The organism is Mesobacillus maritimus (assembly GCF_023715205.1).
GTDB lineage: Bacteria > Bacillota > Bacilli > Bacillales > Cytobacillaceae > Mesobacillus_B > Mesobacillus_B maritimus_C.
This window is the reverse complement of record NZ_JAMBNR010000002.1, coordinates 265,008-279,607: the sequence shown is the minus strand read 5'-3', so window position 1 is coordinate 279,607 and position 14,600 is coordinate 265,008. Positions and strand designations below refer to the sequence as shown.

The 14,600-nt window shown below is 39.6% G+C and carries 12 protein-coding genes; 3 read left to right on the top strand and 9 right to left on the bottom strand.

Going from position 1 to position 14,600, the window contains the following annotated elements; translation table 11 throughout:
* Positions 1-72: 72 nt before the first annotated feature.
* A complete protein-coding gene (tcuA, locus tag M3182_RS03745; protein WP_251556561.1) occupies positions 73-1,563 on the top strand; it encodes an FAD-dependent tricarballylate dehydrogenase TcuA in 1,491 nt (496 codons plus the stop codon).
* A gap of 533 nt (positions 1,564-2,096) precedes the next feature.
* Here the strand turns inward: tcuA and M3182_RS03740 are convergent.
* The 7 genes from M3182_RS03740 to M3182_RS03710 form a co-directional block, all read right to left on the bottom strand.
* The gene (locus tag M3182_RS03740) at positions 2,097-2,777 is read right to left on the bottom strand and encodes a response regulator (RefSeq protein WP_251435188.1); all 681 of its coding nucleotides are present in this window, start codon (positions 2,775-2,777) and stop codon (positions 2,097-2,099) included.
* A gap of 19 nt (positions 2,778-2,796) precedes the next feature.
* Complete coding sequence (locus M3182_RS03735) at positions 2,797-4,380, bottom strand: sensor histidine kinase (protein ID WP_251556559.1); 1,584 nt, start codon at positions 4,378-4,380, stop codon at positions 2,797-2,799.
* A gap of 508 nt (positions 4,381-4,888) precedes the next feature.
* Positions 4,889-5,335 carry a hypothetical protein gene (locus tag M3182_RS03730; RefSeq protein ID WP_251435183.1) on the bottom strand — a complete coding sequence of 149 codons (447 nt, stop codon included), beginning with the start codon at positions 5,333-5,335 and terminating at the stop codon, positions 4,889-4,891.
* Between the two features lie 133 nt (positions 5,336-5,468).
* On the bottom strand, positions 5,469-6,467 hold the full coding sequence (locus tag M3182_RS03725) for a DUF3231 family protein (protein WP_251556557.1): 999 nt from the start codon (positions 6,465-6,467) through the stop codon (positions 5,469-5,471).
* 263 nt (positions 6,468-6,730) lie between these two features.
* Positions 6,731-6,958 carry a hypothetical protein gene (locus tag M3182_RS03720; protein ID WP_251435177.1) on the bottom strand — a complete coding sequence of 76 codons (228 nt, stop codon included), beginning with the start codon at positions 6,956-6,958 and terminating at the stop codon, positions 6,731-6,733.
* A 108-nt stretch (positions 6,959-7,066) separates the two neighbouring features.
* Positions 7,067-7,273: a hypothetical protein gene (locus M3182_RS03715; RefSeq protein ID WP_251435174.1), complete on the bottom strand. Its 207-nt coding sequence runs from the start codon at positions 7,271-7,273 to the stop codon at positions 7,067-7,069.
* 1,018 nt (positions 7,274-8,291) lie between these two features.
* The gene (locus tag M3182_RS03710; RefSeq protein ID WP_251556549.1) at positions 8,292-9,227 is read right to left on the bottom strand and encodes a sigma-70 family RNA polymerase sigma factor; all 936 of its coding nucleotides are present in this window, start codon (positions 9,225-9,227) and stop codon (positions 8,292-8,294) included.
* A gap of 407 nt (positions 9,228-9,634) precedes the next feature.
* On the opposite strand from M3182_RS03710, the gene M3182_RS03705 reads away from it, so the two are divergent.
* A complete protein-coding gene (locus M3182_RS03705) occupies positions 9,635-10,414 on the top strand; it encodes an LptM family lipoprotein (RefSeq protein ID WP_251556543.1) in 780 nt (259 codons plus the stop codon).
* A 30-nt stretch (positions 10,415-10,444) separates the two neighbouring features.
* A complete protein-coding gene (locus tag M3182_RS03700; protein ID WP_251556541.1) occupies positions 10,445-11,116 on the top strand; it encodes a hypothetical protein in 672 nt (223 codons plus the stop codon).
* Between the two features lie 197 nt (positions 11,117-11,313).
* On the opposite strand, the gene M3182_RS03695 is transcribed toward M3182_RS03700, so the two are convergent.
* Positions 11,314-13,917 (bottom strand): flavin-containing monooxygenase, encoded by a 2,604-nt coding sequence (locus M3182_RS03695; RefSeq protein ID WP_251556539.1) that lies wholly within the window; start codon positions 13,915-13,917, stop codon positions 11,314-11,316.
* A 310-nt stretch (positions 13,918-14,227) separates the two neighbouring features.
* Positions 14,228-14,446: a hypothetical protein gene (locus M3182_RS03690; RefSeq protein ID WP_251435157.1), complete on the bottom strand. Its 219-nt coding sequence runs from the start codon at positions 14,444-14,446 to the stop codon at positions 14,228-14,230.
* Positions 14,447-14,600: the final 154 nt, after the last annotated feature.

The window sequence follows — 14,600 nt, the reverse complement described above, 5'->3', positions numbered from 1 at the left end:
TATTTTATTTATTTATAACTTTTCACTATTCTAAAAGTATCAAACGTATTTAAAAGCCAGGAGGAATTCTAAATGACAAAATTTGATGTTGTAGTTGTTGGAGCGGGAAATGCAGCTTTATGTGCCGCGATTTCCGCGAGAGAAAATGGTGCAAGTGTCTTAGTGCTTGAAAAAGGTCCAGAACATAAACGCGGTGGAAACTCCTTTTTCACCGATGGAGCAATCCGTACAGCTTATAATGATTTAGACGCAATTCGGAAAATCATGCCTGAATTAACCGATGAAGAAGCGGCGCAAATCGTAATGCCTGAGTACAGCGCAGACGATTATTATAACGATTTAATGAGAGTGACAGACGGACAAAGCCAGCCTGAGCTTGCGAAACAATTAGTCTCGAAATCTTATGAAACAATTGTCTGGATGCGCGAGCAAGGTGTCGAATTTGAACTAAACTATGATAACCAATCGTTTAAAAAAGATGACAAAATCCACTTTTGGGGCGGACTTCCTGTTAAAACAAAAGAAAAAGGAATCGGTTTAATGAAAGCCCTATTCAATCGTGCCAACGAACTAGGGATTGAAATCTGGTATGAAGCAGAAGCGACGAAACTAGTAACAAATGAAGCGAAAATTACTGGCGTTATCGTATTGAAGCAAGGGGAAGAAATCATAGTTGAAGCGAAAAGTGTTTTGCTTGCTTGTGGATGCTTTGAAGCAAACAAAAAAATGCGCTCTGAGCACCTTGGTTCTGAATGGGAAGCAGCGATTGTGCGCGGAACCGAATATAACACAGGCGATGGGTTGAAAATGGCGACTGAAATCGGCGCGCAAACTTTCGGCGAGTGGGCAGGTTGCCATTCCATTGGTACAGATGCGAACGTTCCGAAAGTTGGTGATTTCACGAAGCCTGGCGATATTTTCAAAAAGCACTCTTACCCGCTTGGGATTATGTTAAACAAAGACGGCTTCCGCTTTGTCGATGAAGGCGCTGATTTCCGTAACTATACGTATGCGAAATACGGCCGTGAAATTTTAAAACAGCCAGGACATGTGGCGTACCAAATCTTTGATAGCCAAGTTCGCCCAATCTTACGGAAAGAATACAACTTACCAGAAGCAACAGTGATTGAAGGAGATACACTTGAGGAATTAGTTGCCAAACTACCTGTTGACCAGCAGCAATTTTTACAAACCATCAAAGAATACAATGAAGCAGTACAAGACGGCGAATACAATCCATCTGTAAAAGATGGCAAAGCAACGAACGGACTTTCCCCTGAGAAAACAAACTGGGCACTGCGCGTTGAACAAGGTCCATTCTATGCCTTCCCGGTTACATGTGGGATCACATTTGCATTCGGCGGTTTGCATGTGAACACAAATGGTGAAGTGCTCAATCAAAACCAAGAGCCAATTCAAGGATTGTTTGCCGCAGGTGAAATGGTTGGAGGCATCTTCTATAAAAACTACCCAGGTGGATCTGGTCTGATGTCCGGTTCTGTTTACGGAAAAGTTTCAGGTGAACACGCGGCTAAATATGCAGCTGCCGTCGCCATCAATTAAACACACCAAAACAAAATTTTATTTTTCCTAACTAAAACTAAAAAGCCTGTATCTTGATTACCCTTAGTAATCTTTGATACAGGCTTTTATGTATGCTAATCTCTTTAAAATTAGAGGCAACCAAACCAAAGTCGAAATAGAATCGAGTCATACTCCCTCTTTAATGATTAACTTAGATTTTATCAACCTTAGGCATTGATAAAAAATTTGAATCGTTATGATAAAATAAATAACTCGTAACCTAACTGTAATCCAAAAGTTACCATTCTTCGGTATAATTTTTACTATAATCGCTGCTGATTTTCTTAACGATTAGGAGTTGATCAAGTGTTCATTATTATTAGAAAGGTAGAAGGAAAAATAGAGATTTTAAAACACTCAAATAGCCCTTTTTATAAAACCTTTTCGAATTTTTCAAGTGCAAAATGCTTTGCAAATAAACTTAACTCTTATACCAGTTTGGATAAACAATGGGATGTACAGGAAACAAAATAACTTTCGTCGTGCTAATCCCTTTCATTTGAATGGCCTCGTTATCCATTGATTTGGTAATTTCTCTCCGGCCGCCCAACGACTCCGTAGGCTTGCTCCACGGTTGCTTCGCCAGTCTTGACTAAATATTCGAGGTATCTTCGAGCCGTCGTCCTTGAAGCTCCCATTTTTTCTCCTACTTTATCCGCTGTCAGTCCGCTTTTTTCTTCACTCAGAATTTCACTTACTTTCTTAAGTGTTAAATAGTCAATCCCTGCCGGCAACTGTTCGCGTGTCTCTGTTTCTTTCCTAATTTTAAAAACACGATTGACCGCTTCTTGATCCACCTCTGTTAATCCGTCTAAGAATTGTTTAGTTTTTTTATAGTTCTCGAGTGTTTCGACGAACGTTTCCATTGTGACCGGTTTAATTAAAAATTGTTGCACACCAAATTTAAGTGCTTTCATGACGTGTTCTTTCTCTTTTGCTGCTGTGACTAAGATGATGTCCACCTCAGGGTGTTTCTCGCGGATTTCCATCAGAAGATCGGTCCCAAGCCTATCAGGCATATAAATATCCAATAATAATAAATCAACAGAATGCTTATCTAGTAGAGTCATTGTTTCCTGCGCATTCATCGCTTTTCCAACACAGTTGGTCCCTTTTACTTGAGCTAAGAATCCTTCGTGGATTTGTGCAATGCGAAAATCGTCTTCCGCGATCAACACTTGTATTTTCTCCATGTTCTCTCCCCCTTCGCGATCATCCTTTCGGCAAATAGATCGTAAAGACTGTTCCATTCCCCTTTTTAGTTGAAATTTCAATTGTTCCATCGAGTGCCGCTACTTCTTCCTTTACATGACTTAGACCGTATCCCCTGTTTTTCCCTTTTGTTGAAAATCCCTTTGTAAAAATGGACTTCTGGACTTCATCCGCAATTCCGGTTCCATTGTCGATGATTTCAAAGATAACCTCATTGCCAATATCCGTCACAAAAAAACGGACCATCTTCTCTTCTTGATTTTTGACCGCATCAAACGCATTGTTAATCAGGTTTCCTAAAATAATAATTAAAGAAGAAAGGGAAATGGTTTCCGGCAGCTTCTCCAACGAACTCTCTGGGTCAAGAATAAATGGAATTTTTTTCTCGGAAGCTTGTGCCAGTTTCCCTAGTAGTATCGCTTGAAGTTTCTCGTCTTTTATATGCAATAATTCCGCTTCCATTACTTGTGTTTGTGTTTCGTTTTTAATAAACTCAATCGCTTCCGTTTTTTTTCCTAGCTGAAGCAAACCGAGAATGGCATATAGTTTATTGCTGAATTCATGCGCTTGCGCTCTTAAATCATCGCTATACTGCTTCACCTCGGACAAAGCGTCAATCATTTGCTTGACCTCCGTTCTGTCGCGAACGGTGCCCACAACCCCAATTTTTTTTCCATTCTCGATAATCGGCTGTGTATTGATAATCATCATTTTCTCGTTATCGTGAATTTCCATATTATCCTGTTTTTCATGGCTTTCCAGCATTTTTACGAGTTCACGAGATTCTATGACCTCAGACATTTTTTGACCTTCTACTTTTCCCTCAATCCCGAGCATTTGACTAGCCGATGCATTCATCATCGTGATTATCCCATTCGCATCGACGGCAATGATCCCCTCTTTCGCAGATTGCAAAATCGCATTTCGCTCTCGATATAAGGAGGCAATTTCATAAGGTTCGAGATTTAGTGTATCCTTGCGTATGCTATTGGCTAGAAAATAACTAGCAATCACCGCAACTAGTAGAATGATGGAAGAGCTCATAAAGATCTTTTCTATATCTCCCCAAATCTCGGTATAAATGAGATCCATGCTATATAACACCACTACGGTTCCTTCAATCTTTTTAAAGTCGCCATAATCTACGACCACCGGAGCAATCGCCTTTAACACTTGCTTCCCGCTCTCCTCTGTCTGCTGTACATAAGAGCTTCCATAAGTAAGGGCTTTTCCACTATCGTTTACCTGTACATTTTCGTACTCCTTGCTATCATCCGTTGACGCATAAATCAATCCCTCCCGATTGAGAAAAAAAACGGTCATCGGTTTTAATTTATACCTCATATCATCTGCCAATGAGATAATCCCACTTGAATCCCCATCCTCTCGGTATGATTCCTGAAGGAGTGGCATATAAGACAGAGTCTTGGCATTCTGCAATGTCAGTTGTTTCGCTTGGGCAATATCATCTTGTAATTTCAAATGGATAAGCTGAGCTGAAAACGCTCCTACCACCCCAATAATTAATAGAATCACAAGCGATAAAATTTTCGTCTTTAATGAGATTCGAAGCGGCTTTTTCATGGTTTAGTCTCCAAATAATATGTAAACGTTCTCTACTATAATAGTATAAATTTTCATAATATTGAAGAGTGTCAAAGGACACAGGGACAGGCACCATGTCCCGCTGGTTAAATGAACAGGGATAGGTATATCCTCCCAAAATTGAATGAAATATTGCTTTCACTAAAAGATAGGCTATTTTTGTAAATTGTGGTTAAAATCCTACAGCCGAATTTAACGAAATAGTAGCAATTTCGTATGTTTAAAATTAGTTTGCAAGCTCTTTTTTCATAAAATCTAGGATATTTTTTTAATACCCTATTATTCAGCCGTATTTTCTGTTCAAAAGCACAAAGTTTGAGAAAAGACCAAATAAAAAAACTGCCATCTGGCAGCAAATTATAAGTTCCTGTTTTAGAAAGGTTTTATACTTTAGAATTTTTTTAGATAAATCAACTTAGGAAGAAATCATCACTGTTAAAATACTACTTCAACTATCATTTGAGTATACGCCAAAGATCAACACTCACTATAGATGACTTAAGATCCTTTTTAGTAAAACCCCAATAAAAACCCCAGGAATGACACATAACATCGGAAACCAAACGGTTCCCAAACAGATTCCAAATATCCTTACTTTTGCTGAATACATCAGCCCAACAGTAACAAAATACGCACACATCACAAATGGTAAATAGGAATAAGGATCTTTCCCTCCACCTGCATCCTTATAGGCATCCCACATTGAAAAGAAGTAAACACAAGGATAAAACATGAGCCATTGGTATTCAGTATGATCAATGGCTTTACTTATCTCTCCATTAAAACTAAAGTAAATAATCTTATTAAAATGGGATTGAACATTAATGATCATTTCCAACACAATAAAGAATATCCCTTTTAGAAGCTTTCCGTTAAGTAGTTGACCGAAGCCTGGAAGAGCAATGTTCCATAACAAATTTTCTTTTGGATTCACATTTGTTTAACCCTCTTTTTATGATTTTTTTGTTCCATTTATATAGGCGAAATTTCTCATCCCATTCATTAGGTTTTAGCGTTCGCTTCATTGTTTCATTCCTTAATTCTTCTCCATCTTAATCAATATGTCTTTACTTCATTAACTCATCTCTGTCTGCTGCATGAGGAGGTCTTTCCATCCAGGCATGCTTAATTTGGAGATTTAACCCGTCCTCTGCGTAAAGTCCAATTTCTCCTTGCAATCGTACATAATCAGCGGCAATGTCACGTCTTGGACTAGCAGATATGGCCGTTCCGTAGTTCCCCATCCCCGCAGCCGTCATCATCGAAATTTGATAGAGCATTAATTTATCAGAAAAGGGGGATTCCGTAATATCTTGAACTTCTGCATCCCAGGTTACAGGTACAGGGAGATTATTTTCATGTAAGTATTTACTAAACACTTCAATTTGTTTCTTTGCAATCACTATCCCCCTTCTGAAATAATCGCGAATTTCCTTTGAGTTCGCAACCTGAGCGAAACCAGTTATAACCGATGTACCCATATGGTTTGTTTGTACATTCGAGTAGAGGTGAGTAATCTCTGCAGCACTTAGAGGTCTCTGTTTCCCCATCCACCCCGCTAAAAAGTGTTGTTTTTCAACCATATCTACTTCTTGAAGATAAGGAATATAAGGAGACCGAACTTCTATCCCTTTGGAGAGAAGTAAATCTGTTGTTTCATTAAATAATTCCATAGTAGAAGAGATACAAGACATGAAGTGTTCTCGAATGTCCTTACGAAAGGTATGGGGCAAAATGGCACCGTAGGTTACTAAAGCCCCTTTAGTCATATGTTTTGTATAAAATAAAAAGAACTCATCCGAAAAAAGCCTCGGAGCATCCACATTCACATCGTTTTCAGTAAACCCAAGAGGGATCGCATGACCTTCTTCCTTGAAAATTTTTGTAACCACTTGTACATGCTGTTGAGATACATCCAGGGCATGCTCTAAGATTTTCTTCGTTTCCTCATCTTCGACTTTAGCTAAATAATACTTATAAACACATACAAACATGGAGTCAGCTATATAATTTGCCCACAAGCCACCTACTTCGGACGAAGTTAAACGAATATGATGAGTCTCCATTAAAATACCTCCAGTTTTTTTAACTGTTGGTATTATCCCCATAAAAAGGGATTTAATGTGGGACAATTTCCCAACACTATTGGACGAGGGTAAATAAAGGGTTTAGGTTTGAGTTTGGCACATAGCGTAATAAGAAGGCTGTTTTCGTAACGTTGGAGAATAGATTATGAAATTTAAAAAGGGAAACTAATTAAAGGCCAGACCCTATTTGATTTGACAAATAGGGTCTGGCCTTTTTTCTTAACTATTCACAAATAAACTACTCATAACATCATTTGATTGAATAGGTATAATTGATAAAACCCAGGAACTCCTAAAGCAAGAAAAAGAGAAATTACCGCAAAGAGCTTTGACTGTTTTATCAGACGTTCATCTCCTTGTTTTAGGTGTTCAAAGTATGTAAGAGTAAAATACAAACATGCAGCTAACAATAAAGCTGAGAAGATCCCGATCCAAATTCCTATTGACCCCGTTAAAGCTAGTTGTTCCATTCAAAACACTTCCTCTTAAAAGTTAAAAAATTATGATTATTGTATCTTTTATAATCTTACCTCTCTTCAACCCGTCCCTTTTATTATTGAACCAAAGGATACGCTAGTTCAATAACTTAATGCTGCTACACTCATGATTGAGTAAACGATCAAAATAAACGAAATGGTTATCCAAACTGTGTTTTTAGCCGTATTTTCTTCTCTTTTTATTTTTTTAGCTAAACTCACGCAATTCAAAACAAAAACAATGCAAAATACTGGTGTAAAATAATAAGCCAGCCATTCCGTTATTTTTAATCCTTCCTCCACACTCAAACAGCTTCATCCCCTTTTAAACAATCTCCAATCTAAATTCAATAAGAAGTGACACACTTCCTTCTTGAAGGATGGCATTTTTTACACAAATAGAAAGCTCTGCAGTTCCTATCAATTTCCTTTTAGAAAAATTAATAAAATACATTCTTATGACAAACGCTATTCTATATTAATGGCTGTTTTCGTAAAGATTGTTGTTAAAATCCTAAAGCCGATTTAAACCAAATAGTAGCCATTTTTAATGTTTAAAATTAGTTTGCAAGCTCTTTTCTCATAAAATGTAGCTACTTTTATGAATAACCTAGCAGTTTCAGAGTATTTTTTGTTGAAAAGCAACAAAGTGTGAGAAAAGAGCCATATAAATTTAAAAGGAATGGTTCTAATGCTAGCAAATTTCTTTCGAATCATAAATGCTATTATCATGTGGGCTCTTATAGGTTTCTTTCTACCGAAGCAATCCTTTAAAAAATATTTACCGGTTACACTATTTTGCTCATGTATTTTATTAATTCAAACCCTCCTAAACCTACTGTTTAAATGGTGGAAGGTAAAAGGAGGAACCAAATATATGATCTTTGATGCCATAGCCTTTATATTTGGGCCATTTTTCACCATGAATTTATGGGTGTTTCATTTTACATATGGAAAATTCTCTCTATATGCAATTTGTAATTTCATAATGGATTTAGTTTTTGCCTATCCCTTAAGTGCATTTTTTCAAAAAATTGGTCATTATCAATTGAAAAAGTTTAACTCTACCATCCTGTTTCTCATTTCTTACTCACTCGCTCTTTTGAACTATGGTTTTCAAATGTTTATCGAAAAACCATCGGAACCCGATTTATCTAAACCTAAATCCAGTGAGTGAACTGGATTTTTTTCATAAGCCTGTTTTCGTAAACATTATTGTTAAGATCCTAAAGTTGATTTACGAAATACACAGCAAAGCTATCCTCGTACCCCTTAGTCCCTTAAAACAGATCTTCAAATAAAATGAGTTATGATTTCTATCTTCCACTTAACTCCAATTAACAGGTGGCTTCACCATCTGTACTTTAAAACCGAGGTCTGTTGCAGCTGCGAAAATGAACTCCTTTCGGAAGAAATAGCTTTTACTACTTACAATTTTCCCGTTTTCAACTTCATGGATTTGAATATCATGAATTTCTGGGGCCTCCCCTGCATTGGAAAAGACAATAATAACGGGTTTATTCCATAGGATAACTTCTTCAGCAGTGTGTCCCGGCAAGCCAAATCTGAGCGAACCCTTCCGAATTTCATTCTTATTAAATTCCTGAAAACCAAGATAGGCTTCGTTTTGTGCATGATCACTGTAAAGACTAAGCATACCCTCTAAATCGCCATCATTAAAAGCTTTTAAATAAGCTTTGATTGTTTCATTATTTGTTTTTTCTACCGTTGTTCCTTGTTTCGGTTTTGAAAAATCAATAAGTTGGATTTTCTTCCTTACACGCTGAACGGTTGCATAGACACCTCCTGGAGTGCTTTTTACAATTCCTGCTACTTCATCCGCATTAAAATGAAAGACATCAAATAAAAGAAATGATGTTGTCTGCTTAGGTGTAAAGTGTTCCTGAAGTGAGATCAAGACTTCCTCTAAAATTAAGCAATCTGTGATATCAATACTTTTCTCAGCAATTTCTTCTAAACTTCCAATCTCTTTTTTTCGTCTTCTGCACTGATCCAACCATGTGTTTGTCGCAATCCTAAAGAGATAGCTCTTCTTATCAATGACTTTGTCCCATTGTTGAGGCAGCAAACCAAAAGATTTAATCATCGTATCCTGAAAAAGGTCCTCTCCATCCCAAGCTGAGCCTGTAACATACCGGCAATAGTTCCACAAATCTGAAGAAAAAGGTTGAATCATTTCCTCAAAACGATTTTTCAATTTTCTTGTTTCTACAATGAAATCATTATTTGGTGTTTTTTCCATTCCATGCCCCTCCTAACCTGTTTACATGAATAAGACGGATAGCTGAAGCCAAATTATACTTATTCTTTCAACATTTCTGTTAAATTTTCAATCCTGATAAGCTTAGACCTTCTTTATGCACAGCCGATGACCCACTAACAAATGTAACTCTTCTTTGTTAAGCAGTTACACTGGCATTCCTGCAACTAAACACCTCTATAGGTTAACCATTTCAACAAAAAAGTGCATCAATCCTTCTTGAATCAACGCCCCCATTACTATAAGTACCTCTACCAAATAAGCATTACGGGCAGATACATTGCTCGACAGTCAGATCCATCCACCCAATGAATGAATTGTTCCTAGTTGTTTATGTTAATAAGTGATTTCCCTGATTGTAGAACATGAAAGGAATTGAGGTGGTTTACGTGAAGAAGCTTTGTTTGATTCTATTTGCATTAGGCCTTATTTTTTCGCTAGCTGCTTGTGGTGGTGATAATCATGCAGGAGATACAAATTCTCCTGATGAAACCTCCAAGCAAGAAGCCTCAACGGAAAATGAATCAACAACAAAAGAAGATGAGGAACAATCAGAGCCAAAGCTTGAGGTTGTAAAATCCTTTGGCCAAGCTTGGAAAGACTCCATTGATACAGTTTGGATTCATTCTGCTGCTATATTTGAAAACACAGGTGAGGTTCCAATTGAAATTGGGGAAACACAGATGAACTTCAAAGGCAAAGACGGAAGCATTTTAGGTACTGCTCCAATGATTTATTCTGTCCCAAGTATTGTCGCTCCGGGTGAACAAGCTTATATCTCTGAAACCACAATGCTGGAAGGTGTTACAGACCCTGGTGAATATAAGGAGACCACATATAATTTTTCCTTTGATTCCACGGAAGAGAATGCGAATTTACTCGAGGTTTCAGGTGTTAAAGGAATCGCTGCTACAGATGAAATGTCCTCTCCCTATCGTGTTACCGGCCTTGTAAAAAATACAACCGATTCATTACAAGATGACATTCGAATTTCAGCAGCGTTACTGGCTGAAGATGGAACTTTATTAGGAGTTTTAAATGGCGGAGTAGATGTAGGTGTGAATCCTGGTAGTGAAGCAGGTTTCGATTTAAGCTATCCAGAGGTTCCAAGAGAGATTGCAGGCAAAGTGAAAACAGTCGAGGTTAAGGCATATGGTTGGACTTGGTAAACATGAAAAAAGCTTGTTAGGAGAGATGTTATGATTAGAAAAAATTTGTTTTCCTTCTTATTCATCATCGCATTGCTTGCAGCTTGTTCTGGAGCTAATGAAGATAAAGCCGATCAAGATGCAGCAGGGAAGGAAAATGCTGATGAGAACAGTGAAGAAATTGAAGTGGATAAGGGCCTATTAAATGTAGAAATTACCTTACCTGCTACTTTTTTTGAAGACGAGGAAGACCTAAACAAAACCATAGCGGATGCAGAAAAAGATGGTATTGAGGCCACAAAAAACAAAGATGGTTCCCTCACCTACAAAATGTCGAAAAAGAAGCACAAGGAAATGCTACAAGAGATGAAGACAGAAATGGTTAGTACGATTGATGAGATGAAAAACGGTGAGGACTATCCATCGATTAAAGATATTACCTACAACGATTCATTTTCGGATTTTACCATGATTGTCGATAAAGAGGCTTTCGAAAACAGCTTCGATGCATTTGCCACCTTCGGCCTCGGTCTTTCAGGAATGTACTACCAGCTGTTCAGTGGTGTGGATCCGGAAGACTATGAAGTGAAAATCACAGTTGAAGATGCTGCCACAAAAGAAACCATTGACGAGGTCATCTACCCAGACGCGCTCGAAGAAATGGAAGAAGAGGAAGGAGAAGGTGAAGACCAAGGCCATGCCGGTTCGCACACCGGGGGCTAGGGACAGAGGCACCTTGTCCCAGGTTCTCCCTTCTCTATGAAAGGCTAGTGGGAAATAGCTGTCGACGTAGTTCGATAGCTATTTCCTGTTTTATTTATAAGAGGTCATCCAATATTCACCTAGAACCCCGTTCCTCTACAATCTAGTTGGCTCTCTGTTCTGTAATCCTAATCCTTATCCTCCCAAGCCAAATCCATCTATCTCGTTTTCACACTACTAAAAGCCTTCTTCAAAGCATTCGCCGCCTGGTTGATCGCATTATTCCCCTCAACGAGCACCCCTGGCATCCAGAAGAATCCGTGAATCATCCCCTCGTAACGTTTCGCTTCCACTGGAACACCCGCCGCTATTAGACGTTCTGCATAGGCCTCGCCTTCATCTCGTAGTGGATCAAAGCCTGCAGTAATCACCAGCGCCGGCGGAAGTCCGCTTACGTCCTCTGCTAGTAAAGGAGAAGCATACGGATTTTGACCATCCTTTTCATCACGTAAATAATGATTCCAGAACCATTCCATCGTATTTTTAGTTAAAAAGTAGCCTTCCGCATTCTCTCGATAAGAATCGGTTTCATAAGAATGGTTGGTCACAGGATAAATCAGCATTTGATAAGCGAGTGAAGGTCCTCCTTTATCGCGTGCCATCAAAGCGACAACGGTTGCTAGGTTTCCACCGGCACTGTCACCACCAACGGCAATTCGTTCAGGGTCTACCCCAACAGACACAGCATTGTCCGCGACCCACTTAGCTGCAGCATAGGCATCCTCAGCAGCCGTCGGAAATTTGTGCTCCGGAGCCAAGCGGTAATCGACCGATATGACGACACAACCCGCTCGGTTTGCTAACAAACGGCAAGGAACATCGACTGTATCCATGTTCCCGATCACCCAGCCTCCGCCATGGTAGTACACCAACGCTGGGAATGGACCTTCGCCAGCTGGCGTATAAATCCGAACAGGGATTTCCCCTCCTTCTACAGGAATAGTCCGGTTTTCTACCTTCGCTACCTCTTCAGGAACTCCAGCCAACTGGCCGAAATCTGCCATTCTTGCCTGCTCAGGAGTCAACTGCTCCATCGGAGGTCCACCTGCAGCTTCCATTTGTTTTAAAATAAACCATGCTTGTGGATCGATATTGGACATGAAAAATCCCTCCTTAATTAATTTTTCATCATTCCCACCAGAAGCTAACTCTGAAGTAAAGCCTTCATACCCTCTTGCTGCGACATCGTCACAAATCAATCGATACAGCCCGACACCTCCGGCAAAAGCGAGGAATCCACGCGGCTTGCCTTCAATGTTGGCACCCATATACCAAGAATCTGTTTTCGATAACAGCGACATGTCAGCAATCGCGCGGCATTGCTGGCTCCAGAATTCTTCCGCTTCTACCGTTGCCTCAAAAGCTTGCAACTGATGTTCACGCTGGTAATCCATACAATCTGCAACCCAATCCACGTGCTGCTCAATTGAGACCATCATATTGCTAAGAACCGATGGACTCTGTGGTCCCGTCAACATAAATAGATTCGGGAATCCGGAAGTGGCAAGTCCAAGGTAAGTCTTTAAGTTGGCCCCATCTTCCCATTTTTCTTTTAGCGAAACATCGTTTTTCCCGCGAATATCGATTTTAAATAAAGGACCCGTCATAGCGTCAAAGCCGGTGGCAAACACAATGACATCCAGTTCGTACTCAGCATTTGTGGTTTGGATTCCATTTGGAGTAAGTTCAACAATTGACTCTGCTTTTAAATCAACAAGCGAGACATTCTCTCGGTTGTAGGTTTCATAATAGTTGGTATCGATGATCGGTCGTTTTGTCGCGTAGTAATAGGTTGGCATCAGCTTTTGTGCCGTTTCAGGATCATCTACAATCTGCTTGATCTTGGAGCGGATAAAAGATGCAGCCGTTTCATTGGCTTCAGGGAGAATCGCAATGTCATTGTAATTGTAGCTGAGTGTAAACAAGCCACCCTCTTGCCAAGCTTTCTCATAGAGTCTTTCTCGTTCTTCAGGAGAATCCTCTAGGGCTGAGCGCATCCGAGGGACGGTCGGTACACCATGCATCGAGTAACGCATGAGTTGTTTTAGTTCTTCGTAATTTTCTCTTGTCTGGGTGATGGTTTCTGTATCAAGTGGATGATTTTGCGCAGGGGAGCTATACTGTGGTGTCCGTTGAAAAACGGTGAGTTGACCAGCTTCTTTGGCAATCACCGGAATCGCTTGAATGCCGCTGGAGCCTGTGCCTATCACGCCGACACGTTTTCCGGTAAAATCGACCTTTTCATGCGGCCATCTTCCTGTGTGATACATCTCGCCTTTAAAAGCATCCAAGCCTTTCAGGTTCGGGATATTGGAGGCAGAAAGACAGCCAAGTGCCGTGATAAAATATTCGGTAATCACGAGCGTACCGTCGTCCATGCGAATTTCCCAGTTGCGGTTTTGCTCATTGTAGCGAGCAGCTGTGACACGCGTATTGAACTGGATATCCCGGCGCAAGTCCAATTTATCGGCCACAAAATTGATGTAGCGCAAGATTTCTGGCTGTTCAGCGTATCTGGCACTCCATGTCCACTCGTTCAAAATCTCTTCTGAAAAACTATAATTATAGTAAATACTTTCGATGTCACATCGGGCACCAGGGTAGCGGTTCCAATACCAAGTGCCACCTACATCATCCCCTGCTTCATAAACCTGAACTGCGTATCCTGCTTCCCGCAGTCGATGAAGCATGTACAATCCAGAAAAACCAGCTCCTACGACCACAGCATCCAACACTGGAACGTTTTGTTGCTTATCTGCCATCCACAAATGCCTCCTTTTAAAATCAAATTTGTTGTACTAAAACTAAATTATGTAAGCGCTACCAATTATATTCTAGTTTGATCCAGAATACCCTTTCGTTTATCCTTGAATTTTTCTAATTATTCTGAAATTAAAACTTTTATACTATTTGTTGTTTATTTGGGCTAATTCTTATAAAAAAATGAAAGGGGATGCTTACATCAAATAACGATTAGAAAAAGAAAAAGCACTACACCACTAATCGCATTAAGAAGCCATGACCATGAATACAAAAAACGCCTGGATTCAAGCGTTTTCATTCATTAGAACTTCAAGAATTTTTGTAAGTTGATTCCAATTCATTATTAGCTTTTTTCTGCGCTTGAACCGTTCGAATCATACTTGGCACTCCTGCCAACATACTCACCATAAAGCTCCACATTGCAAAACGCCAGTTTCCTGTGAACATCGATACTCCTATAAAAAACACTAGCTGCCCCACAAGCGCAAACCATGACGCCATCCAAGCTAACCTCAAATTTTCTTTCATGTATTCACCCCTATCCTATTTTACCATCAAATGACAATTTTCCATGTGGGTTCAAGGCTCTTTTTTCAGACTTTTGTACTTTTGAAGACCCCCCCAAAATAGTCACCTGTTATTCATTGTAAAAACCTCCATCGTTAGGCTTCCGCCCGAAAAG

Coding starts and splice junctions, on each gene's coding strand:
- tcuA (WP_251556561.1), top strand. CDS start 73: ATGACAAAATTTGATGTTGTAGTTGTTGGAGCGGGAAATGCAGCTTTA.
- M3182_RS03740 (WP_251435188.1), bottom strand. CDS start 2,777: ATGGAGAAAATACAAGTGTTGATCGCGGAAGACGATTTTCGCATTGCA.
- M3182_RS03735 (WP_251556559.1), bottom strand. CDS start 4,380: ATGAAAAAGCCGCTTCGAATCTCATTAAAGACGAAAATTTTATCGCTT.
- M3182_RS03725 (WP_251556557.1), bottom strand. CDS start 6,467: ATGGAGACTCATCATATTCGTTTAACTTCGTCCGAAGTAGGTGGCTTG.
- M3182_RS03720 (WP_251435177.1), bottom strand. CDS start 6,958: ATGGAACAACTAGCTTTAACGGGGTCAATAGGAATTTGGATCGGGATC.
- M3182_RS03710 (WP_251556549.1), bottom strand. CDS start 9,227: ATGGAAAAAACACCAAATAATGATTTCATTGTAGAAACAAGAAAATTG.
- M3182_RS03700 (WP_251556541.1), top strand. CDS start 10,445: ATGATTAGAAAAAATTTGTTTTCCTTCTTATTCATCATCGCATTGCTT.
- M3182_RS03695 (WP_251556539.1), bottom strand. CDS start 13,917: ATGGCAGATAAGCAACAAAACGTTCCAGTGTTGGATGCTGTGGTCGTA.
- M3182_RS03690 (WP_251435157.1), bottom strand. CDS start 14,446: ATGAAAGAAAATTTGAGGTTAGCTTGGATGGCGTCATGGTTTGCGCTT.